This is a genomic window from Streptococcus fermentans, assembly GCF_040888305.1.
Lineage (GTDB): Bacteria > Bacillota > Bacilli > Lactobacillales > Streptococcaceae > Streptococcus > Streptococcus fermentans.
The window spans coordinates 1-21331 of sequence record NZ_JBFNFG010000001.1; the positions used below are offsets into that span (position 1 = coordinate 1).

Here is a 21331-nt window from a genome sequence, read left to right on the forward strand (position 1 = left end):
CCTGATAAGCGTGAGGTCGGTGGTTCGAGTCCACTCGTGCCCATTAATAGGAGAATTACTCAAGAGGCTGAAGAGGACGGTTTGCTAAATCGTTAGGTCGGGTAACTGGCGCAAGGGTTCGAATCCCTTATTCTCCGTAATTAGAGCTTTTTAGCTCTTTTTTTGTGTTTTTGACTGTAAAATTTGGCTCTTTGATAACTATGGTAGGGCGATGAATTGTTTCACTCTTAGGAAGTTTCTAGGTTTAATGTTATTAAACTAACCGAATATTTAAGTTTTTTTTAGTGACTTTGTAGTCTTTTTCCTAGATTCTATCTGCATTTCTATTTTAGTCTTTCGATGTGTTAATCTTCTTTTTTTAATTTCCTGTAAGTTTCTAATATAAAATAATTATATTAGAAATTACCTTTAAATAATGGTTTAATCTCTTTTTGTTATAGCTCCTATTGGCTTTTCCTACATTATGTTTAGATCTATAGTATTTATCGAAGGTGTATCTAATATAAGAATTATAGAACTTATTTACTTAGTATTTGTATATATAAGTTTTTTTATTTTACCGAAACTCTAAAATATTTGATATAATGTAGGCAAAGCTATTGTTACCATTCATTTCAAGAGGAGATTTTTATGGGTAATAGAAGTATAGTAGGAAGTCTGTTTATTCTTATATTTAGTTTCTTAACAGTTGGTTGTAGTAATCAAAATTCTGATGTTTCTAGTGATGATACTAGTTTATCTGCTACAACTAGTCAGTCAACTACTAGTAACGAGATAAAGTCTGGAGAGTCTAAGAAAGATTACAAAGATTTATACAAGCCAGTTTTTGAGGATTACAAAAAAATCCTATCTACACCGAAAGATCTTAATGTAATCGCTAATCTCTATAAGAGTTTACAAGGCACTGAACGCCCTATCAATAGTTGGTCAGTTGAAAATGCGGTTTTTCAATCAGATAAGATTAGCTATGCCTATGCGGATCTTAATAAAGATGGTGTAGAGGAATTGCTAATTGGTGTTGAGCAATCTAGTGGCGGTTATTTTATTTCGGGACTTTATTATTTAGTAAATGAGAAACCGGTACTTTTGGCAGAGGGTTTTGTTGCAGGCCATGGTGGTGCTAGAAATTCTATGAATATCTATAAGGGTGGTGATATTCTAGAATTAGGTTGGTCCTCTGGAACAGGTCAAGGTAGAGGAGTACTTTATCATCTGAATTCAAACCAGCAAGCTGCAAGTAAACTACAAGAACAGGATGTTCTAGTTCCTGGTAATAAAAGTTTGCATGCAGATTTTGGAAAAACAGAAGCAGAAATGCTAGATTTCAATCAACTTGATTGGCAGAAATTTGAAACTTCTAGTAGTAGTAAGTCTATTTCGGGTGAAGACCAAAAAGCTCCTTGGAATGCTAGGAAATCTGCTAAATTAGAAGAGTTCATAAAAGGGTGGGGTGAAAGACTTGGTCAACCTAATTACGAAAAGGGAATATCAGGAGGGGATGTTGGTGCAGATAATCTCTATACCTTTGGAGATGGACCAAGCGAAAAAATGAATGCCGAATACACGGATACAGGTTTAGGAACTGCTAAGTACCGTATTGTGGAACGCTATAGTAACTGGGATAAATACCCGGACGTGCATAGCTACTTTTTTGCGATAACTGATACTGGGGAAGCGATTGTTTTTCATTCTCCAACAACAAATGGTGGGGTTATGTACTTAAAACCGACAGAGAATACAGAGATCCAAGCAGAGTTTAAACGCTTAGTTGAGGAAGAGTAGAAAAATGAAGAGTTTGGTCAAGGCCAAGCTCTATTTTTTAAAATCTCTTCTTTCATTTTTATATTCTTTGAGTATTTAATGGTATACTAGTGTTATATAAGAACGTAAAGCATTATTTGATGATGATTCTATAATCCAGGAGAATAATTTCTATGCCAAAAAGTGTGAAGTTTCATAGTATTTATTATAGATTTGTTCTATTTATAGTTATTTTATATTTTTTGGGTGTTCATCAAATTGTTGGGCGAGGAATTCAAACAGTTACTATCTTTGAATACGCCTTCAACTTTCATCAAACACAGTTAGGGTATTCCCTTCTTTTATTGCTTTTACTTGGTATCGGCATACATTTTCTTTTTCCTTGGAAATTTTATATTACTCAGGATGGGATATACATTAGAAGGTTAGATTTATTTGTTCCTTGGAGTGATATTAGTGGAGTTTCCCATGTTTGGATTAACAAAGCGAGTAATTTTAGCAGAGGGCTTGTTTTTTATAACAATAAATGTTTAGTTTTCTATCGTAATAATAATAAACCGATTTGTATCTATAACACTTCTTTATTAGCCTTGTTTCTTGTCAAACTCTTTAATTCTCAGATCAAGACGAATATCATATCAGCTGGTTTTGCTACGGGATTTAATATTCTATTGAATACATCAATTGTCTGTTATCTTTACTTTCTTGATTTAAAAACTCTTAGTTTTAGTTATTTTTTACTTTTTTGCTTACTCTACTTTATAAAAATTTTTATCATCCCTTTATGCTTGGTTTCTAGTCAAAATTCTAAGTATGGTCCTTATCTGGTCCATAGTAGTTTATTTAAGAGAAATGCTTCAGATGTGATTCATGTTTAATTTTATAAAAATGGTGACTTTCTACTTTTGGGTAGGAAGTTTTTTATTATTTCTATATCGAAATAGTAGACATATGTAATAAAAAGAGTTACAATAAATTCAGAAAGTTAGATATAGAAGTAAAGGAGACAAAATGGACAAGATGTTAGGGGGCTACCAAGCTCTACAGATTCGATTGTTGAATGGGCGTATCTTTCAAAAACTCTTGAGCAAGGAACCAGATGCCCAATACAGAAGTGAGCAGGGAAAAATTTTAACAATCTTGTGGAAGCAAGAGTTGGGTTGTGCTACCGCAACTGATATTGCTCTTGCGACAGGTCTGGCAAACAATACGCTGACCAGTATGGTTAAGAAATTAGAAGAACAGGGTTTGGTTACGATTAAGCCTTGTACACAGGATAAAAGAAAAAAATATATATCTTTGACAGATCTCGGTTGGGCGCAAAAAGAAATTGGAGACCGTGTCAGTAAAGAGTTAGGTGAAATTTTCTACCAAGGATTTTCGGATCAAGAAATTCAGGAATTTGAAGCTTATCAAGAGCGTATTATCACTAATTTAAAGAAAAAAGAAAACGAGGAATAAATCATGTCCATTCAAGCACAAAATGCACAAAATCTATATATTCGTGCTATTCAAGATGGCCGTGTAGCAGAAGCGCAAGCAAGCTCAGTAGGGGATACCTATATCCAACACTCGACAGGAGTGCCGGATGGGAAAGAAGGATTCGCTACTTTTTTTGCAGATTTTATCAAGCGCCATCCAGAACGTGAAATCAAGATTGTTCGTACCATTGAAGATGGCAATCTGGTTTTTGTTCATGTGCACCAGTACCTAAACGGTGGAGAAGCCCAATGGGTGACGACAGATACTTTCCGTGCAGATGAAAATGCTCGTATCGTTGAGCATTGGGATGTTATTGACTACTATCGTACACCTGAAAATGAGCAACTTGATCAGATTTTTGGAGATTTTGAAATCAAGGACTTGGACAAGTCAGCGGAAAATAAAAAGCTGGTCCGTCGTTTCTTGACAGAAATTTTCCAAAACAAGGAGCTCGATCAATGGGAAGACTTTGTGGCAGAGGATGTGATTCAGCATAATCATGAGATTGGGCAAGAGAGTCAAGCTTATAAGGATTACGTACGCGAGCACCATGTGGCCTATGACTTTGTTTTCCAACTCTTGGCTCAAGGTAATTTTGCAGTGAGTTATGGTCAGGTATTGATTGATGGCGTTGCCTATGCTCAATATGATATCTTCCGTTTAGAAAATGGGAAAATTGTTGAACATTGGGATAATAAGGAAGTTATGCCTAAGGTAGAAGACTTGACCAATAGAGGGAAATTTTAAAAAGGAATACATTATGAAAGCAGTTGTTGTAAGCACTCCAGGTGGACCGGAGGTATTAGAAGTTGTCGAACGACCAAAACCAGTCCTGAAGGCAGGTTGGACCCTGGTGAAAATCCAAGGATTTGGCATCAATCATAGTGAAATTTTTACCCGTAAGGGACAATCACCATCTGTGAAATTTCCTCGTGTATTAGGGATTGAGTGTGTCGGTCTTGTGGAAGAAACGACACGAGCGGATTTGAAGATTGGTCAACAAATCATTTCCATTATGGGAGAGATGGGGCGAGCCTTTGATGGAGGTTATGCAGAGTATACACTTCTTCCAAATGAACAAATTTATCCAATCAAGACAGAACTTGATTTGGAAAGCTTGATCGCACTACCTGAAACCTATTACACGGCATTTGGCTCTTTTGTCAATCTTAAGATTGAGGAGAAAGATAGCGTGTTAGTTCGAGGAGCAACCAGTGGTGTAGGCATTGCTTTTGCTAAACTGCTTAAAGGAAAATTTCCTAAGATTCACCTGGCAGGAACTAGCCGAAATTTAGCTAAGGAACAGCAATTGAAGGCGGTCGGATTTGATCAGGTGATTTTGGACAAGGATGGTGTCTTGCAAAAGCAAGAGCAGTTTAATAAGGTCTTAGATCTTGTCGGTCCAAGCGCTATTCTCGATACTTTTGCGCGGACAGCAGAAGGTGGGATTATCTGTTCTTGTGGCCTACTGGGTGGTCAGTGGACTGTTCCAGACTTTGATCCAATCGAGATGCTCTCTCGCAATCTCTACTTGACGACCTTTGCTTCTGCCAATGTGTCTCAAGACAAGCTTCAGGAATTGGTAGACTTTGTCGAGCGTTACCATGTGGATGTAGGGCCTGAAAAAGTTTATAAGATTGACCAAATTCAGGAAGCGCATGCTTATCTGGAAGGAAGCTATTCTTTTGGCAAAGTTATTGTGAAAAATGAGGAAGACTAAATGATTGAATACAAAAATGTAGTGCTGCGCTATACGGATACAGACATTTTAAAAGATGTCAATCTCCGCATTGAAAATGGGGAATTCATGGTGCTAGTGGGTCCTTCAGGATCTGGAAAGACCACCATGATCAAGATGATCAATCGTCTCTTGGAGCCGACAGATGGCAATATTTATATGGATGGGAAACGCATCAAGGACTATGATGAACGGGAGTTACGTCTCAGTACCGGCTATGTCCTTCAGGCCATTGCTCTCTTTCCAAATCTAACTGTCGCTGAGAATATTGCACTGATTCCTGAGATGAAGGGGTGGAGCAAGGAGCAAATCACTTCGAAAACAGAAGAACTCTTGGACAAGGTGGGTCTGCCTGCTGCAGAGTATGCAGAGCGCATGCCTAGTGAGTTATCGGGTGGGGAGCAACAGCGGATTGGGATTGTGCGGGCTATCATTGGGGAACCAAAAATCTTGCTGATGGATGAGCCCTTCTCTGCTCTCGATGCTATCTCCCGCAAGCAGTTGCAGGCTCTGACTAAAAAATTGCACAAAGAGTTTGGTATGACCACTATCTTCGTGACTCATGATACGGACGAGGCCTTAAAATTAGGGGATCGAATTGCTGTTTTACAGGATGGAGAAATTCGCCAGGTCGCAGAACCTGAAACAATTTTACAAGCGCCTGCGACAGACTTTGTAGCAAACTTGTTTGGAGGTAGCCTTCATGTCTAATTTCATTTTAACCTTTCAGGAGCGTTTTAGTGAATGGTTAACTGCTCTGGGGCAACACTTACAATTATCTCTTTTGACCTTATTGGTCGCTATTTTTCTGACCATCCCACTTGCAGTTTATCTAAATGGTCACAAAAAAGCAGCGAATTGGGTGCTGCAAGTTGCGGGTATCTTCCAGACCATTCCTTCAATGGCCTTGTTGGGGCTCTTTATTCCTTTCATGGGGATTGGAACCTTACCAGCCCTCACAGCCCTTGTCATTTACGCTATTTTCCCGATTTTAGAAAACACAATCACAGCTCTGAATGGCATTGATCCTAGTCTTGAGGAGGCAGGGATAGCTTTTGGGATGACCAAGTGGGAGCGACTCAAGAAGTTTGAAATTCCACTGGCCATGCCTGTCATTGTATCGGGGGTTCGAACAGCGACCGTTATGATCATTGGGACAGCGACTCTAGCAGCTCTTGTGGGAGCTGGTGGATTGGGCTCCTTTATCCTTTTGGGAATTGATCGTCGGAATGCTAGTCTCATTTTAATCGGAGCAATCTCATCAGCCGTCTTGGCCATTCTCTTTAATGTCATTCTCAAATGGTTGGAAAAGGCAAAGCTACGTACGATTGTTTCGACCTTTGCTGTCATGGTCCTTGGTTTGGGAGTTAGTTATGCTCCAAGCATCATTCCACATAATGAGAAAGACAATCTCGTCATTGCTGGGAAGTTAGGACCTGAACCTGAGATTCTCATGAATATGTATAAACTTCTCATCGAGGAAAATACGGATATGACGGTGATGGTAAAACCCAATTTTGGGAAGACAGATTTCCTTTACCAAGCGCTGAAAAAAGGGGATATTGATATTTATCCAGAATTTTCTGGAACAGTGACGGAGAGTCTCCTCCAATCATCTCCACAAATTGGGCATGACCCAGAAAAGGTTTACGAGGTGGCTCGTGATGGTATTGCCAAACAGGATCAACTAGCCTTTCTTAAACCCATGGCTTATCAAAATACTTATGCTATAGCAGTTCCTAAAAAAATTGCGCAAGAATATGGGCTTAAGACGATTTCAGACTTGAAAAAAGTAGAAGGACAGCTCAAGGCGGGATTCACTCTGGAGTTTAATGACCGTGAGGATGGAAACAAGGGCTTGCAGTCTGTTTATGGATTGAATCTCAATGTGGCAACCATGGAGCCAGCTCTTCGCTACCAAGCCATCCAGTCAGGGGACATTCAAATTACAGATGCTTACTCAACAGATGCTGAAATTGCTCGCTATGATTTAGTGGTTTTGGAGGATGATAAACAACTCTTCCCTCCATACCAAGGCGCTCCACTCATGAAAGCTAAATTACTCGAAAAACATCCGGAGTTGGAAGCTGTTCTTAATAAGCTAGCTGGTAAAATCACTGAGAGCCAGATGAGTCAGATGAACTATCAGGTTGGTATTGATGGTAAGGATGCTTATACTATTGCACATGATTTCTTGGTGGAACAGGGATTATTGAATAAATGATGAGGCAAGAAGAAATACAAGAGACTCTTTTGCGACTCTGTAAGCACTATGGAGAACAAAATTGGTGGCAATCGGATAACAAGCTTGAAGATCTGGTATCGACTATTCTTATCCAGCGAACATCTGAGAAAAATGCTAAGTTGGCTTTAGCTGGTCTTATGGATGTCATGACAGTAGAGGGTATCCTAGGGTTATCGCTAGAAGATTTACAGGAACGTATTCGACCTGCTGGATTTTTTAAGCAAAAGTCTCAAACGATTAGGGAACTTCTAATCTGGTTAAGAGAAAATGGTGGTTTTGAGGTTCTTGCTAGGATTGGAACAGAAGATTTACGGAAGCAACTTTTGGAGTTAAAAGGGATTGGACCAGAGACTACAGATGCACTTTTACTATATCTTTTTGATCGTTCAGTTTTTATTTCGGACGAATATGCTAGAAGACTTTTTCGACGATTAGGATTTGGAAATTTTGATACCTATAATGAAATGCATGCTGTTTATTGTAATGTATTGGAAGGACTCACTCTCAAACAATGCCAAGAGATTCATGCTGTTATTGATGAACATGGGAAAGCTTTTAGCAAAAGTAAAGGCCAGTTAGACGAAAGTTGGTTACGATAAAAAAATTCTAAGGCTTCTTGCCTTAGAATTTTTTTAGTTAATGTACTTGCTTAAAAAATCATAGTTTGATCAGATTACTAAATAGAAAGTAGAGGCAAAATATTCATGGTGAATGGAATATTTGAATGATAGAATGTTGACAGGTATTTTTCTTTTGAGTGGATATGAAATCTATAGTTGTGTTTGCTACTTCATCCCCATGACGTCTAAGTAAAATCTCACTACTTGATCCTCCGTGTAAGATTTCCCCTTTTTCAGCCACCAGGTCAATGTTTCGATAAAGTTAGTTACAACATAGTGTTTGAGATAAGAAGCAGGAATATTAGGATAGGAAACTTGCAAGTCCTCTGCGACCATAGGATAAACATGGTGTTCCAATTCTTTCTGCAATTGACGGAGGAAGTAGTCGTTTTTAGAGAAAAGAAGACTGGTGACGTGGTCCTGATTTTTCTTAAAATGTGAAAAGATATGAGCCAAATAAGCTTCTGTAGATATATTTTCCTCACGTTCAAAAAGATGATGAAAGAGATAACGGCAGAGCTCGTCTAGAAGCAGTTCCTTACTTTCATAGTGACTGTAAAAGGTGGAGCGACCGACATCTGCTAGGTCAATAATCTCCTGAACAGTGATGGATTCAAAATTTTTTTGATTTAGTAATTGTAAAAAAGCAGTATAGATAGCTTTTCGTGTCTTGGTAATGCGACGGTCTTGACTAGTCATATGGACACTTTGAACAAATCGTTCAGTAACTTACAAAGAGAACAGTTTGCCCCTATCCTTTCTTTTCGGAGTAAGAGATAATACTAGTAAAGGGAATATTTATACTACTATTATACCAAAGGAGGACGGAAAAATGACAACGAAAGGTGCGGTTTGGCTAGCTTTTTTCTTAAATTTGAGTTATGCCATTGTCGAGTTTATCGCTGGTGGAGTATTTGGTTCTAGTGCTGTTCTTGCTGACTCTGTCCATGATTTGGGAGATGCAATCGCAATTGGGCTATCAGCATTTCTAGAAACAATCTCCAATCGTGAAGAAGATAGTCATTACACCTTGGGGTACAAACGTTTTAGTCTCTTAGGTGCCTTGGTAACGGCTGTGATTCTCATGACAGGATCTGCTTTAGTCATTTTGGAGAATATAACGAAACTCTTTCATCCACAAGCGGTCAATGATGAGGGTATCCTCTGGCTAGGAATCATTGCTGTTAGCATTAATGTGCTGGCGAGTCTAGTAGTTCGCAAGGGAAAAACAAAAAACGAATCCATTCTTAGCCTGCATTTTCTGGAAGATACTCTGGGTTGGCTGGCTGTTATCCTAATGGCCATTGTTCTGCGATTTACCGACTGGTATATTCTGGATCCGCTCTTATCTCTTGTCATTTCCTTCTTCATTCTGTTAAAGGCTATTCCACGTTTTTGGTCTACACTCAAGATTTTCCTCGATGCCGTGCCAGAAGGAGTGGATATCAAGCAAGTAAAGAGTGATTTGGAACGGTTGGAGTATGTGGCTAGTATCAATCAGCTTAACCTATGGACCATGGATGGTTTGGAGAAAAATGCCATTGTCCATGTTTGTCTAAAAGAAATTGAACAGATGGAGCTCTGCAAGGAATCGATTCGAAGCATACTCAAAGATTGTGGTTTCCAAAATATCACCATTGAGGTTGATGCTGACCAAGAAACTCACCAAGCCCATAAGCGCAAAATTGAGGAGTTGGAAGTAGATAAAAGTCATGAACATCATCATTAATGAGACGTAGTATAAGTGAGCGAAAGCTTCATAAAAAGTGTATACTTGAAATAAGTTAGATACAGAGAGGTAAATGTTTATGAAATCAGCAGTCTATAAAAAAGCAGGTCAGGTTGGTATTGAAGAGGTTGAACGTCCAAGCATTCAAGAATCGGATGATGTCATTATCCGTGTAGTTCGTGCTTGTGTTTGTGGTTCGGATCTTTGGAGTTACCGAAATCCAGATATTAAAGCGGGACATAAAAATAGTGGACACGAAGCGATTGGAATCGTTGAAGAAACTGGAGAAGCCATTACAACGGTCAAGCCCGGTGATTTTGTGATTGTGCCATTTACTCATGGTTGTGGGGAATGTGATGCCTGTCGTGCTGGATTTGATGGTTCCTGTGACAATCATATTGGAAATAACCTAGGTGGAAATTTCCAAGCTGAATATCTCCGCTTCCACTATGCTAATTGGGCCCTTGTAAAAATTCCTGGACAACCGTCTGACTACACAGAAGGTATGCTCAAGTCTCTCTTGACTCTGGCTGATGTCATGCCAACAGGCTATCATGCAGCGCGTGTGGCAGATGTAAAACCAGGTGATAAGGTTGTCGTTATTGGGGATGGAGCTGTTGGGCAATGTGCTGTCATCGCAGCTAAAATGCGTGGTGCTTCACAAATTATCCTTATGAGTCGTCACGAAGATCGTCAAAAGATGGCCTTGGAATCAGGAGCGACAGCTGTTGTAGCTGAGCGAGGAGAAGAAGGAATTGCCAAGGTGCGTGAAATCCTCGGAGGAGGAGCAGATGCAGCACTTGAGTGTGTCGGTACTGAAGCTGCTGTTGAGCAAGCACTAGGTGTCCTTCACAATGGAGGGCGCATGGGATTTGTAGGAGTACCACATTATAAGAATCGTGCTCTTGGTTCAACCTTTATGCAAAATATCTCTGTCGCAGGTGGAGCAGCTTCTGCAACAACATACGATAAGCAATTCTTGCTCAAATCTGTCCTTGATGGTGATATCAATCCAGGTCGTGTCTTTACTTCAAGTTACAAACTAGAAGATATTGACAAAGCATATAAGGCCATGGATGAACGCAAGACCATTAAATCTATGATTGTGATGGATTAAAAAAAGAAAATCCTAATAGAGAACTGAAAAGTTCTTATTAGGATTTTTTTATGTTCAAGTGTTGTACCTAATGCAAGGTGCTTTCTCTTAATGTCAGTTTGGTTCCAAGCATAGTGAGGCTTGGAATTTTACGCCCATGAAGGACTTCCCTATTCAAAATATCCATTCCTGTGCGTCCCATTTCTTCGGTGTAGACAGTAATACTAGAAAGTGGTGGGAACACTTGCTTGGTTAGAATAGTATCATTAAAGGAAATAATGCTGACGCGCTCTGGTATGCTGATGCTGGCTTCTTGAAGGGCGCGCAGGGCTCCGATTGCCAAACTATCACTAGCTGCAAAAAAGGCCTGTGGAAGCTTATCTCCTAATTTTTCGATAGCCTCTTTCATCAAGTCGTATCCAGATTGGGCAGTAAATAGCCCTTGGAAAATGAATTTCTCGTTATAAATTCCCTTTTCTTGCGTATAGGATTTAAAGTAATCTAAGCGTTTATCTGAGATAACTTCTTCATGGTCAGTAGTAGTTTCAAGACCGGATAAGATACCAACCTTTTTAAGCCCATGATCTGTAAAGTAATCAACCACCTGTCTAACCGCATTATAGAAATCCGTAATGACACAGGTATGACCAAGGGCAATCGTATCACTGTCAAGGAAAACTAGAGGTTTGTGATATTCTTCAAACGAGGCAATCTGTGCTTGGCTAAATTTCCCGATACAAAGAATCCCAATGACTTCTTCGCTAAGCGTAAAAGGCTGGTCATTAAAATAGCGCAAGATGTCGTAATCTAATTCTTGAGCTCTATTTTCAATTCCTAGGCGAATCTGGTAGTAGTAGAGATCTTCTAACTCTCCCTGTTCACTGACCCACTGGATGATAGCGATTTTCTGTTTGAGTTTATGTGATTCACCTGTTTTGAGATGTTTGGTGTAGCCTAGTTCTTCGGCAACGGTTAAAATACGATGTCTGGTTTCTTCTGTCACAGATAGACTCTGATCGCGATTGAGGACACGGGATACAGTTGCGATCGAGACAGAGGCTAGCTGAGCAATATCTTTGAGTGTAGCCATAATTCCCCTCCTTTTTAGGTTATTATAGCATATTTTTCTTCCTTTTTACTCATAGTTTAGTAAAATATCGGTAAAAATGTTGACCTAAGCAAAACCCTTGGGTACAATAGAAGAAAACGATTACAGGATAAACTTTTTTACCTAATATTTCGTCAAAGGAGAATTCATATGACACAACATCTTACTGCTGAAGCACTTCGCAAAGCTTTTCTTGCTGTTTTTGGTCAAGAAGCGGATCAAACCTTCTTCTCACCAGGGCGCATCAACTTGATTGGGGAACATACTGACTATAATGGTGGCCATGTTTTCCCAGCAGCTATTTCATTAGGAACTTACGGAGCTGCACGCAAGCGCGATGACCAGGTATTGCGTTTCTACTCCGCGAACTTTGAGGACAAAGGCATCATTGAAGTACCTCTAGCTGACCTTAAGTTTGAGAAAGAGCACAGCTGGACCAACTATCCAAAAGGTGTCCTTCATTTCTTGCAAGAAGCTGGTCATGTGATTGATAAAGGTTTTGATTTCTATGTTTTTGGGAATATCCCAAATGGTGCGGGCTTGTCTTCTTCTGCATCTTTGGAGCTTTTGACTGGTGTCGTGGCAGAATACCTCTTTGACCTAAAATTGGACCGTTTAGATTTAGTAAAAATCGGAAAATTGACAGAGAATAATTTTATCGGTGTTAACTCTGGTATCATGGACCAATTTGCTATCGGTATGGGGGCAGACCAACGTGCTATATACCTAGATACTAATACTCTAGAATACGACTTGGTTCCCCTTGATTTGAAGGACAATGTCGTTGTTATCATGAACACTAACAAACGCCGTGAACTTGCGGATTCTAAATACAATGAACGCCGTGCTGAATGTGAAAAAGCAGTAGAAGAACTCCAAGTGGCCTTGGACATTCAAACCTTGGGTGAATTGGACGAGTGGGCTTTTGATGAATTTAGTTACCTCATCAAAGATGAAAATCGTTTGAAACGTGCTCGCCATGCTGTTCTTGAAAACCAACGTACCCTTAAAGCGCAAGCTGCTCTTCAAGCAGGAGATTTGGACAAGTTTGGTCGTTTGATGAATGCTTCTCATGTTTCGCTTGAGCACGATTACGAAGTGACTGGATTGGAATTAGATACCCTCGTTCACACTGCATGGGCTCAAGAAGGTGTTCTTGGTGCTCGTATGACAGGAGCAGGTTTTGGTGGTTGTGCGATTGCCTTGGTTCAAAAGGATGCTGTTGAGTCCTTTAAAGAAGCTGTAGGCAAGCACTATGAAGAAATCGTTGGTTACGCTCCAAGTTTTTATATCGCTGAAGTGGCAGGTGGAACTCGCGTTCTTGATTAGTCAAAAGGAGGTTTTCTAGTGACCTTAGTAGAAAATTTTGTGACCAAAGTCATTGCAGAAAGTAGCTTTGAAGAGTTGGATCGTATCTATCTGACCAATCGTGTTTTAGCACTGGTGGGAGATGGAGTTCTTGATGTTGAGACTGACCAAGATAACTTGATTGACCTTAAAGATCAGCTTGTCGAGGAAGCAGTTCGATTGGAAACGATTGAAGATAGTCAGGCTGCGCGTGAAATTCTCGGTGCTGACCTCATGGACTTGGTAACCCCTTGTCCAAGTCAGGTCAATCGTGATTTTTGGAATACCTATGCCCAGTCACCAGAGCAGGCGATTGCGAATTTTTACCAACTCAGTCGGAAGAATGACTATATCAAACTAAAGGCCATCGCAAAGAATATTGCTTATCGTGTACCGTCTGACTACGGTGAACTGGAGATTACCATCAATCTGTCTAAGCCTGAAAAGGATCCAAAAGAGATTGCGGCAGCTAAGTTGGTTAAGTCGAGTAACTATCCTCAATGTCAGCTCTGTATGGAGAATGAAGGTTATCATGGTCGTGTCAATCATCCAGCTAGAAGCAATCACCGAATTATTCGTTTTGATATTTCTGGGCAGGAGTGGGGCTTCCAATATTCGCCTTACGCTTACTTTAATGAGCACTGTATTTTCCTAGATAGCCAACATCGTCCTATGGCTATTAGTCGCCAAAGTTTTGAACGTTTGTTAGCAATTGTGGAGCAGTTCCCAGGCTACTTTGCTGGTTCGAATGCTGATTTGCCAATCGTGGGTGGCTCCATCCTGACGCATGATCATTACCAAGGTGGGCGCCATGTATTCCCAATGGAAGTGGCTCCTTTACAGAAAAGCTTTACCTTTGCAGGTTTTGAATCTGTTAAAGCAGGGATTGTTCAGTGGCCTATGTCTGTGATTCGATTGACGTCGGATTCTAAAGAGGATTTGACAGAACTAGCGGATAAAATCTTACTGGCTTGGCGTCAATACTCAGATCCAAGTGTACAGGTCTTGGCAGAAAGTAATGGAACACCGCATCACACTATCACACCGATTGCGCGTAAAAGAGATGGGCAGTTTGAGTTGGATTTGGTCTTACGGGACAATCAAACATCTCCAGAGCATCCAGATGGTATCTATCATCCCCACAAGGATGTCCAACATATCAAGAAGGAAAATATCGGCTTGATAGAGGTTATGGGATTGGCTATCTTGCCACCACGCTTGAAGAAAGAAGTGGAGCAAGTAGCAGCTTACCTAGTCGGAGAGGATGTTCTAGTAGCAGATTATCACAAAGAATGGGCGGATGAATTGAAAGACTCCCATCCTGACTTGACTGACAAAGACCAAGCTCTTAATATCGTCCAAGAATCTGTTGGAAAAATCTTTGCTCGAGTTTTGGAAGATGCAGGAGTTTACAAGCAAACAGAAGAAGGACAAGCAGCCTTTATGCGCTTTGTGGAGCAGGTTGGGATTTTAGCTGAATAAGTGCTTCTCCCTTGCGCAGAGTCTTGAAAAGTAGTATCATAGTGTCGTTTGAAATATCAGGAGGAAAGTATGAAAGATTTTCACTTTGACGCTATATCTGCCTTTGAAAACTACGAAATTGAAAAAATGAGAGACGGTCACGTTGCAGTAACGACAAAAGTAGTGGACTCCTCACTCAACTACTATGGGAATGCCCATGGAGGCTATCTATTTACCCTTTGTGATCAAATCAGTGGACTTGTGGTGATTTCGTTAGGATTAGACGGAGTGACACTCCAGTCTTCCATCAACTATCTGAAAGCCGGAAATCTAGGAGATGTTCTCACTATCAAAGGAGAATGTGTCCATCAAGGACGCACCACTTGTGTTGTCGATGTTGACATCATCAACCAAGATGGCCGAAATGTCTGCAAGGCAACCTTCACCATGTTTGTCACAGGACAACGATCTGAAGATAGACAGGTGAGGATATAGGAAACAAAAAAAGAGGCACATGCCTCTTTTTTATGTTGTTTAATGTAAGCAACTTGTTTTAATCAATTTTCTTTATAAAATCACCGATTTTTCTTACAATCTCAGTAACAAGAGCATTTCCCATAAAAAACATTCTCATTTTATCAGAAACGTCAATAATAGATCCATCAGTTGATTTCTTTTTAGCTGTCCAATTATCAGGGAAATCTTGAAGACGTTCTGCTTCAACTGGAGTTATAAGACGGTATTTACCATTAACTTTAAGAAAATGGGTTGAACGGTTAACGGTACCTTCAGAAGTTAACATTGTACGACCTGGTAAATTTAAATCGTCATAAGGAGCCATTCCTCCTTCTGAATAGATATAAGTATGACCGTCTGCAGAAGTACGTTCTATTCGTTTAGGACCGCGTAGGAATTGGAATTTTTCCAATTTTGCTTGATCTGTAATGAAATATTTATCAGGAACATCCTTTTCATCCTGAAGAATTTCACCTAATGTAATTGGTCTTCCATTAAAGTTAGGCTCTGTATCGATAGAGTAGTATTTTCCATATCTCATAATACCTGTATTCCAAACGGTACCTGTAAAATTATCAGATACCTCTACGATATCATCTCCAAGTTCATGAAAAACATGTCTATTTTTAACTGGTCTATTTTTTATTGGAAATTGAGTTGCAAATAAACCTGTTTGAAATAAATACTCATCATATTTATATTCTTCAGCTACTGCTTCATTGTTTTCATATTGTTCATCAATTGATTTTGCAAAATTAGTATCATTACGATAAACGAAGAAGAAAACACGACGACGTCTTTGGCTTCGTCCGTAATCAGCCGCATTGATAACTCTCCATTCAACTGAATATCCCAAATTATTGAAAGCTGTTAGCATGATTGCGAAGTCTCTTCCTCGCTGTTTAGAAGGGGCTTTTAGCAATCTGTCAACGTTTTCGAGGATAAGATATTTAGGTTTAATATTTTCGGTAGCACGAATGATTTCCCAAAAGAGGACTCCTTTTTTTCCTTCGATGCCTTTTTCATTTTTTTTACTTCTAGCGACAGAATAATCTTGACAAGGAAAACCTCCTACAATCATATCTGCATCCATTTTCGAAAATTCTTCGTCTGTAATATCAGAGATACTAATATTGATATTCTCGCTGTCGGGGAAATGATAATCATATACCTCAAATGCATCTTGAGATTTACGAGACGGTTCCCACTGGTTAGCCCACTTTGTTTCAAATAACTGGTTATCAGATTTTTCTAATCCTATTCGGAATCCTCCGACCCCAGCAAATAGTTCGAGAACTTTCATCTTTTCTCCTTACAATTTTTCAGTTTAATCCATTATATACTATTTTCAACGATTGATCAAGTATTAATGCTTGCTTTGTATTTAATCTGATATAATATAGGGAGTAGGAGAAAAGAATGAAACAAAATTTATTTAATTATAACGATGAAGATATTGATAGTATTGTAAATTACTCTCACAAACTTTTGAATAGAAAATTTGCTGAGGTTATGGAAGAATATAATCGTTCTCTCTATAAAACATACGAGGATTATCAAAATCAAGAAGCTAATGAATATGAGAAAAAAGAAATTAAACCATCGTCAAAGGGACAGTATGGGAATTATATAGAACGTTATTATTATGGTTATCAGCCTAACAGTAATGCTGCAGCCGATTTTGAAAAAACTGGAGTAGAGCTTAAGGTGACTCCATTTAAAGTTAATAAGAATGGAACCATTTCTGCAAAAGAACGACTAGTCTTGACGATTATTAATTATTTTGAAGAGAATTTGGACGATTTTTATCAAACTCACCTATGGCAAAAATGTTCTAAAATACTTTTATTATTTTACAACGGTTTGATTCCTGAAAATACAGTTTTGGATTACATGATTGAAAAAGTGTTTCTGTATGAATGGTTTGAGGAAGATATGAATGTCATTTTAGATGATTACGCTCGAATTACTCAGAAAATTAAGGAGGGACGTGCGCACGAATTGTCTGAGTCCGATGGAAACTATTTATCAACTTGTACTAAAGGAGCCGGTAAAGACAAAGATTGGAAAAAACAACCTTTTAGTGATGTTTTGGCAAAACAACGTGCCTGGGAATTAAAGTCTAGTTACATGACGTATTTGATTAATCATAAAATCTTTGCTAGTCATGAACAGGAGAGTGTATTAGCTACTGCAAAAGGAACGAAAAAAACATTTACCCAGCTTATTGAAGAAAAAATTTTGAAGTATGAAGGATGGAGAGCGGAAGACTTATATGATGCGTTCGGTGTTCCTCGTCGCTCAAAATCTAGAAATAATTTACTGATTCGTAAAATGATTGGTATTACTGGTGATATAGAAAATACTCAGGAATTTCAAAAAGCCAATATGAATCTTAGAGTTATTAGTGTAAATAAAAAGGGGCTACCTACTGAAGACTCACCGTTTAAAGTTTATGATTTTATAGAATTGGCAAAAAATGATAACTGGGAAGAATCTCATGTTTTTCAAGAAATTTGTGACAAACGCTATATGTTTGTTGTATTTAAGGAAGAAGAACCTGGAGAATATGTTTTAAGTCAAGTGAAGTTTTGGGGATTCCCTGAACGTTTAGTCGATGAAGCAAAACGTGTCTGGAATGAAACACGTACCATTATTAATGAAGGCGTACAGTTAACTCAGACAAAAAAAGGTGTTTCGACAAACTTTCCTCAAAGCAAAGTGAATAAGTTCTTGTTTACCAAAATTCATGCATCAAACTCTTATTATGAGATTGAAAAAAATGTTTTTGTAGGAAAAGGAAAACTATCAGATACGAACCCTCTTCCTGATGGGCGAAGAATTACCAAGCATTCTTTCTGGATTCCTAAAAAGTTCCTTAAAGATATTTTGGATGGTAAGTGGGATTAAGTGATTTTCAACAATAAGAAAAAGAGGCAAACACCTCTTTTTTTATTACTTTCCCACTCTAATGCTTTATTATCCTATTCACTAAATCTTAAAAAATAGCCATCTGGGTCTAGAACTGCAAATTCATGAGGATAGATATATTGTTCACCAATACGAAATTCTCTTTTGGTCAATGGACGATGAATAGGATAGTTAGACTCGATTACTTTCTGATAGATTCTGGGGACATCCTTGATACCAAAGGAAATATTGACACCACGCCCGAAAGGATAAGTCAGTTGGGATAATTCTTCTGCGTTGCCTTCTTCTAGCATAAGTTGGCAGTCTTCAAGCGAAAGGAAGAGAAATTTTTCCTCTGGACGCTCGTATTCGACAGAGAATCCCAATAAGTCGCAGTAGAAGTGACGCGATTTCTCGATATCCGATACGACAAATTCAGGGATGACAGCTTGATAGTCCATTCGTTTTCTCCTTAGAAATCAATCTCCATGACAATCGGTGTATGGTCTTGGCGTGGGCCTGAGTCAATCATGTCTGACTTGGTAACCTTGTCTGCTACACGGTTACTTGTGAGCCAGTAGTCGATTCTCCAGCCTGTGTTGTTGATTTTTGAAGTCTTGCTGCGTTGTGCCCACCAAGTATAGCGTTCTGGCACATCGCCATGGATATGGCGGAAGGTATCTGTAAATCCTTTGGCTAAAAGGTTAGTAAATCCTTCACGTTCTTCGTCTGTGAAACCTGGTGAACGACGGTTGCTGGCTGGGTTTGCAAGGTCAATTTCCTTGTGGGCAACGTTGTAGTCTCCGGTTGCTAGGACAGGTTTTTGATTGTCTAGTTGAGCCAAGTACTCTGCATATTTGACATCCCAGACTTGACGTTCTTCCAAGCGTTTGAGGCCATCACCAGCGTTTGGTGTGTAAACTTGAGTCACGAAAAATGTATCAAATTCTAAAGTGATGATACGGCCTTCAGAGTCCATGGTAGAAGGAGCACCGATTTCCGGGAAGCTGATACTTGGAGTCAGTTCTTTCTTATAGAGGAACATAGTTCCAGCATAACCTTTACGAGCAGGTTCTTGAGAGGAACGCCAGGTGTTTTCGTAGCCTGGGAAGAGTTCTTCCAGTACCTCAAGGTGTTTTTTAGTAGGACCTTTAGCTGAAAGCTTGGTTTCCTGGATAGCGATGATATCAGCATCTTCGGCTACCAAGGTTTGTAGGACATCTTGTGATAATTTCGCACGCGCAGAATCACTTGTCAATGCTGCATTGAGGGAATCAATGTTCCATGAGATTAGTTTCATAGTGTGTACCTTTTCTAGATGTATTTCTTATATTTTATCAAAAAAAAGTAAAGCCAGCGAGTTTCTAGTTTGTAAACTAAGTCTTTAGAGATTATTCTTAGAAAACAAAAATTCTCAAAACTATTTTGAAAAAAATCTAAATAGTTCTTGTATTTAGAATAGAAAGGGGTATAATATTATTTAGAAAAACATCTAAATAGAAAGTGAAGTTACAAATATGTCAAATAAGAGAACAATCCTTCTTTTTGTAGTCTTGGCTTATGGCTTTGCTTGGATAATATGGTTGGCACTATGGCTAAGTGGTGTTGGTCTAAATTCTCCATGGATTCAGCTTGCTAGTATTGTGGCCATGTGGATGCCTGCGCTTGCAGTCTTTATTTTAGGGAAAATCACGAATCAACCTAGTGGAATCAAATCTAAATTAGTTGTGAAACTCAAGAGCAACTGGCGCTTTTACTTACTAGCTATCTGGTTACCAGCAGTCATCAGTTTTTTAGGAGCAGGACTTTATTTTCTTGTATTTCCTAGCAATTTCAGTCTTGGTTTTGAATCTATTCAAGCCATCTTACAAGAAAAAGGAGTCCTTCAATCACCCATTCCCTTATCTTCCGTGGTCTTGATTCAAATACTAGCTAGTTTGACCTACGCACCTTTTCTTAATAGTCTCTTTGCATTGGGGGAAGAAATTGGTTGGCGTGGTTATCTTTACCCAGCTCTAAGAGAACGCTTTTCACTAGTACAGACTCATGTCTTGCTTGGTCTCATTTGGAGTTTATGGCATTTACCAATCAATTTGCAAGGCTATAATTATGGACTAACTTATTTTGCTTATCCTGTTTTGGGAATTGTTGCCATGTTCCTATTTTGTTTTAGTGTAGGAATATTGTTGAGCTGGTTGATGGAAAAGACAGGTTCTATCTGGGCTTCAGCACTATTTCATGGGGCAATCAATGCAACTGCAGGTCTTGGATTACTCTTTCAACTACCAGGAGAAAAAATGTCTAGCCTCTTAATTTTTGGTCCATCACCAGCCGGAATAATAGCAGTTCTACCTTGCTTATTCCTTGCCTTACTAATCTTGCGGAGAGAAAGAAAGCACCATGAGTTTTGCAAATAGCTTTAAAGCCTTATCCCATCCAGTCAGAAGAGAGATTTTGAATTTGCTCAAAACAGGCAGATTATCCGCAGGAGAAATTGCCAGTCATTTTGAGTTAACTGGTGCAACGATTTCACACCATCTCACGATTTTGAAAGCAGCGGATTTGATTCATGAAATGAAAGAGAAAAACTTTATTTACTATGAGTTAAATACATCGGTTTTAGAGGATATAATGGTGTGGTTAGCAGATCTGAAAGGAGATTATTTTGATGAAGATAAAAATCAATAAGAAATTGGTATTATATACTAGCATTCTTATCCTACTGCCTACCCTTGTAGGTTGTATTTTCTGATTTCAATTACCAGAGAAGATGCCGACTCATTTTAATCTACTGGGCCAAGCAGATGGCTACGATCATAAAATGTTTGCTATCTTTGGATTACCGGCTCTCATGCTTTTGATGCATTGGTTGATTCTATTCTTGATGATCAAGGATCCTAAGTCCAGCAATATTAGTTCAAAAATACAACTTTTGATTTACTGGATTATTCCTTTTGTATCTTGTCTATCGATGATTTCTACCTACGGAGCATCTTTGGGTTATTCTATGATGAGTGGAATTCTAGCTCAGATTTTTATGGGAGTCGTCATGATTGTAATTGGAAATTATCTACCAAAAACACGCCGAAATTATATAATCGGTATTCGACTTCCGTGGACTTTGGAGAATGATGAGGACTGGAGCAAAACGCATGCCTAGCTGGAAAAATTTGGGTATTAGGAGGCTTGCTATTGTTTCTGAATGCCTTTGTTCAACTATATGTTTACTGGGTCTTTTTCTTAACATTTTTCCTTGTAGTGCTGATTCCTAGTATTTATTCTTATCAATTATCAAAATCAGAATCTTGAAATAGGTAT

21 protein-coding genes, 1 tRNA gene and 1 pseudogene are annotated in these 21331 nt (G+C 39.0%); 18 read left to right on the top strand and 5 right to left on the bottom strand.

Translation table 11 applies throughout. From position 1 onward, the window contains the following. Positions 1 to 49: 49 nt before the first annotated feature. From AB2B50_RS00005 to AB2B50_RS00045, 9 genes are all read left to right on the top strand, one after another. Positions 50 to 137 (top strand) — tRNA-Ser (locus AB2B50_RS00005). Between the two features lie 493 nt (positions 138 to 630). Continuing rightward, positions 631 to 1782, top strand: a complete 1152-nt coding sequence (locus AB2B50_RS00010; RefSeq protein WP_320693152.1) for a DUF4767 domain-containing protein — start codon at positions 631 to 633, stop codon at positions 1780 to 1782. A gap of 152 nt (positions 1783 to 1934) precedes the next feature. After that, positions 1935 to 2639, top strand: a complete 705-nt coding sequence (locus tag AB2B50_RS00015; protein ID WP_320693151.1) for a hypothetical protein — start codon at positions 1935 to 1937, stop codon at positions 2637 to 2639. 133 nt (positions 2640 to 2772) lie between these two features. Continuing rightward, positions 2773 to 3222, top strand: coding sequence for a MarR family winged helix-turn-helix transcriptional regulator (locus AB2B50_RS00020; RefSeq protein ID WP_049503489.1), 450 nt, complete (start codon positions 2773 to 2775; stop codon positions 3220 to 3222). Between the two features lie 3 nt (positions 3223 to 3225). Continuing rightward, on the top strand, positions 3226 to 3990 hold the full coding sequence (locus tag AB2B50_RS00025) for a nuclear transport factor 2 family protein (protein WP_320693150.1): 765 nt from the start codon (positions 3226 to 3228) through the stop codon (positions 3988 to 3990). Between the two features lie 13 nt (positions 3991 to 4003). Next, positions 4004 to 4963 carry a zinc-binding dehydrogenase gene (locus AB2B50_RS00030; RefSeq protein ID WP_320693149.1) on the top strand — a complete coding sequence of 320 codons (960 nt, stop codon included), beginning with the start codon at positions 4004 to 4006 and terminating at the stop codon, positions 4961 to 4963. Next, a complete protein-coding gene (locus AB2B50_RS00035) occupies positions 4964 to 5692 on the top strand; it encodes an ABC transporter ATP-binding protein (RefSeq protein WP_320693148.1) in 729 nt (242 codons plus the stop codon). It begins immediately after the preceding gene. Continuing rightward, the gene (locus AB2B50_RS00040; protein WP_320693147.1) at positions 5685 to 7205 is read left to right on the top strand and encodes an ABC transporter permease/substrate-binding protein; all 1521 of its coding nucleotides are present in this window, start codon (positions 5685 to 5687) and stop codon (positions 7203 to 7205) included. The genes AB2B50_RS00035 and AB2B50_RS00040 overlap by 8 nt, the downstream gene beginning before the upstream one ends. Further along, positions 7202 to 7825: an endonuclease III domain-containing protein gene (locus AB2B50_RS00045; protein WP_320693146.1), complete on the top strand. Its 624-nt coding sequence runs from the start codon at positions 7202 to 7204 to the stop codon at positions 7823 to 7825. Before AB2B50_RS00040 ends, AB2B50_RS00045 begins: the two co-directional genes overlap by 4 nt. Before the next feature lie 186 nt (positions 7826 to 8011). On the opposite strand, the gene AB2B50_RS00050 is transcribed toward AB2B50_RS00045, so the two are convergent. After that, complete coding sequence (locus AB2B50_RS00050; RefSeq protein ID WP_320693145.1) at positions 8012 to 8545, bottom strand: TetR/AcrR family transcriptional regulator; 534 nt, start codon at positions 8543 to 8545, stop codon at positions 8012 to 8014. 133 nt (positions 8546 to 8678) lie between these two features. Here AB2B50_RS00050 and AB2B50_RS00055 point away from each other — a divergent pair, with 133 nt between their 5' ends. Together AB2B50_RS00055 and AB2B50_RS00060 are read left to right on the top strand one after the other, a co-directional pair. After that, positions 8679 to 9575 carry a cation diffusion facilitator family transporter gene (locus tag AB2B50_RS00055; RefSeq protein WP_320693144.1) on the top strand — a complete coding sequence of 299 codons (897 nt, stop codon included), beginning with the start codon at positions 8679 to 8681 and terminating at the stop codon, positions 9573 to 9575. Positions 9576 to 9654: 79 nt separating this feature from the next. Further along, positions 9655 to 10692 carry a zinc-binding dehydrogenase gene (locus tag AB2B50_RS00060; RefSeq protein WP_320693143.1) on the top strand — a complete coding sequence of 346 codons (1038 nt, stop codon included), beginning with the start codon at positions 9655 to 9657 and terminating at the stop codon, positions 10690 to 10692. Positions 10693 to 10759: 67 nt separating this feature from the next. Here AB2B50_RS00060 and AB2B50_RS00065 read toward each other — a convergent pair whose 3' ends face one another. Then, a complete protein-coding gene (locus tag AB2B50_RS00065; RefSeq protein WP_049503477.1) occupies positions 10760 to 11761 on the bottom strand; it encodes a LacI family DNA-binding transcriptional regulator in 1002 nt (333 codons plus the stop codon). 168 nt (positions 11762 to 11929) lie between these two features. On the opposite strand from AB2B50_RS00065, the gene AB2B50_RS00070 reads away from it, so the two are divergent. The 3 genes from AB2B50_RS00070 to AB2B50_RS00080 all read left to right on the top strand — a co-directional run bounded on the left by AB2B50_RS00070 (position 11930) and on the right by AB2B50_RS00080 (position 15082). Beyond that, positions 11930 to 13108 carry a galactokinase gene (locus AB2B50_RS00070; RefSeq protein ID WP_320693142.1) on the top strand — a complete coding sequence of 393 codons (1179 nt, stop codon included), beginning with the start codon at positions 11930 to 11932 and terminating at the stop codon, positions 13106 to 13108. Between the two features lie 18 nt (positions 13109 to 13126). Continuing rightward, complete coding sequence (locus AB2B50_RS00075) at positions 13127 to 14608, top strand: UDP-glucose--hexose-1-phosphate uridylyltransferase (protein WP_320693141.1); 1482 nt, start codon at positions 13127 to 13129, stop codon at positions 14606 to 14608. A 69-nt stretch (positions 14609 to 14677) separates the two neighbouring features. After that, the gene (locus AB2B50_RS00080; protein WP_320693140.1) at positions 14678 to 15082 is read left to right on the top strand and encodes a PaaI family thioesterase; all 405 of its coding nucleotides are present in this window, start codon (positions 14678 to 14680) and stop codon (positions 15080 to 15082) included. Positions 15083 to 15140: 58 nt separating this feature from the next. Here the strand turns inward: AB2B50_RS00080 and AB2B50_RS00085 are convergent, their stop codons facing one another. Then, positions 15141 to 16406 carry a DNA cytosine methyltransferase gene (locus tag AB2B50_RS00085; RefSeq protein WP_320693139.1) on the bottom strand — a complete coding sequence of 422 codons (1266 nt, stop codon included), beginning with the start codon at positions 16404 to 16406 and terminating at the stop codon, positions 15141 to 15143. Positions 16407 to 16522: 116 nt separating this feature from the next. On the opposite strand from AB2B50_RS00085, the gene AB2B50_RS00090 reads away from it, so the two are divergent. Then, positions 16523 to 18013, top strand: coding sequence for a Sau3AI family type II restriction endonuclease (locus AB2B50_RS00090; RefSeq protein ID WP_320693138.1), 1491 nt, complete (start codon positions 16523 to 16525; stop codon positions 18011 to 18013). 74 nt (positions 18014 to 18087) lie between these two features. On the opposite strand, the gene AB2B50_RS00095 is transcribed toward AB2B50_RS00090, so the two are convergent. Next, on the bottom strand, positions 18088 to 18474 hold the full coding sequence (locus AB2B50_RS00095) for a bleomycin resistance protein (protein ID WP_320693137.1): 387 nt from the start codon (positions 18472 to 18474) through the stop codon (positions 18088 to 18090). Between the two features lie 11 nt (positions 18475 to 18485). Then, the gene (locus AB2B50_RS00100) at positions 18486 to 19313 is read right to left on the bottom strand and encodes an exodeoxyribonuclease III (protein WP_320693136.1); all 828 of its coding nucleotides are present in this window, start codon (positions 19311 to 19313) and stop codon (positions 18486 to 18488) included. A gap of 217 nt (positions 19314 to 19530) precedes the next feature. Here AB2B50_RS00100 and AB2B50_RS00105 point away from each other — a divergent pair, with 217 nt between their 5' ends. The 3 genes and pseudogenes from AB2B50_RS00105 to AB2B50_RS00115 all read left to right on the top strand — a co-directional run bounded on the left by AB2B50_RS00105 (position 19531) and on the right by AB2B50_RS00115 (position 21322). Beyond that, a complete protein-coding gene (locus AB2B50_RS00105) occupies positions 19531 to 20430 on the top strand; it encodes a CPBP family intramembrane glutamic endopeptidase (RefSeq protein ID WP_320693135.1) in 900 nt (299 codons plus the stop codon). After that, positions 20414 to 20701, top strand: a complete 288-nt coding sequence (locus tag AB2B50_RS00110) for an autorepressor SdpR family transcription factor (protein ID WP_320693134.1) — start codon at positions 20414 to 20416, stop codon at positions 20699 to 20701. Before AB2B50_RS00105 ends, AB2B50_RS00110 begins: the two co-directional genes overlap by 17 nt. Next, positions 20682 to 21322: pseudogene (locus AB2B50_RS00115) on the top strand (SdpI family protein). The gene AB2B50_RS00110 and the pseudogene AB2B50_RS00115 overlap by 20 nt, the downstream one beginning before the upstream one ends. Positions 21323 to 21331 lie beyond the last annotated feature (9 nt).

What these genes read in the sequence shown, in the direction of transcription:
- AB2B50_RS00095 (WP_320693137.1), bottom strand. Translation starts at nt 18,474, where the DNA reads ATGGACTATCAAGCTGTCATCCCTGAATTTGTCGTATCGGATATCGAG.
- AB2B50_RS00065 (WP_049503477.1), bottom strand. Translation starts at nt 11,761, where the DNA reads ATGGCTACACTCAAAGATATTGCTCAGCTAGCCTCTGTCTCGATCGCA.
- AB2B50_RS00090 (WP_320693138.1), top strand. Translation starts at nt 16,523, where the DNA reads ATGAAACAAAATTTATTTAATTATAACGATGAAGATATTGATAGTATT.
- AB2B50_RS00080 (WP_320693140.1), top strand. Translation starts at nt 14,678, where the DNA reads ATGAAAGATTTTCACTTTGACGCTATATCTGCCTTTGAAAACTACGAA.
- AB2B50_RS00060 (WP_320693143.1), top strand. Translation starts at nt 9,655, where the DNA reads ATGAAATCAGCAGTCTATAAAAAAGCAGGTCAGGTTGGTATTGAAGAG.
- AB2B50_RS00030 (WP_320693149.1), top strand. Translation starts at nt 4,004, where the DNA reads ATGAAAGCAGTTGTTGTAAGCACTCCAGGTGGACCGGAGGTATTAGAA.
- AB2B50_RS00040 (WP_320693147.1), top strand. Translation starts at nt 5,685, where the DNA reads ATGTCTAATTTCATTTTAACCTTTCAGGAGCGTTTTAGTGAATGGTTA.
- AB2B50_RS00050 (WP_320693145.1), bottom strand. Translation starts at nt 8,545, where the DNA reads ATGACTAGTCAAGACCGTCGCATTACCAAGACACGAAAAGCTATCTAT.
- AB2B50_RS00035 (WP_320693148.1), top strand. Translation starts at nt 4,964, where the DNA reads ATGATTGAATACAAAAATGTAGTGCTGCGCTATACGGATACAGACATT.
- AB2B50_RS00085 (WP_320693139.1), bottom strand. Translation starts at nt 16,406, where the DNA reads ATGAAAGTTCTCGAACTATTTGCTGGGGTCGGAGGATTCCGAATAGGA.
- AB2B50_RS00025 (WP_320693150.1), top strand. Translation starts at nt 3,226, where the DNA reads ATGTCCATTCAAGCACAAAATGCACAAAATCTATATATTCGTGCTATT.
- AB2B50_RS00110 (WP_320693134.1), top strand. Translation starts at nt 20,414, where the DNA reads ATGAGTTTTGCAAATAGCTTTAAAGCCTTATCCCATCCAGTCAGAAGA.
- AB2B50_RS00015 (WP_320693151.1), top strand. Translation starts at nt 1,935, where the DNA reads ATGCCAAAAAGTGTGAAGTTTCATAGTATTTATTATAGATTTGTTCTA.
- AB2B50_RS00105 (WP_320693135.1), top strand. Translation starts at nt 19,531, where the DNA reads ATGTCAAATAAGAGAACAATCCTTCTTTTTGTAGTCTTGGCTTATGGC.
- AB2B50_RS00100 (WP_320693136.1), bottom strand. Translation starts at nt 19,313, where the DNA reads ATGAAACTAATCTCATGGAACATTGATTCCCTCAATGCAGCATTGACA.
- AB2B50_RS00045 (WP_320693146.1), top strand. Translation starts at nt 7,202, where the DNA reads ATGATGAGGCAAGAAGAAATACAAGAGACTCTTTTGCGACTCTGTAAG.
- AB2B50_RS00010 (WP_320693152.1), top strand. Translation starts at nt 631, where the DNA reads ATGGGTAATAGAAGTATAGTAGGAAGTCTGTTTATTCTTATATTTAGT.
- AB2B50_RS00055 (WP_320693144.1), top strand. Translation starts at nt 8,679, where the DNA reads ATGACAACGAAAGGTGCGGTTTGGCTAGCTTTTTTCTTAAATTTGAGT.
- AB2B50_RS00070 (WP_320693142.1), top strand. Translation starts at nt 11,930, where the DNA reads ATGACACAACATCTTACTGCTGAAGCACTTCGCAAAGCTTTTCTTGCT.
- AB2B50_RS00020 (WP_049503489.1), top strand. Translation starts at nt 2,773, where the DNA reads ATGGACAAGATGTTAGGGGGCTACCAAGCTCTACAGATTCGATTGTTG.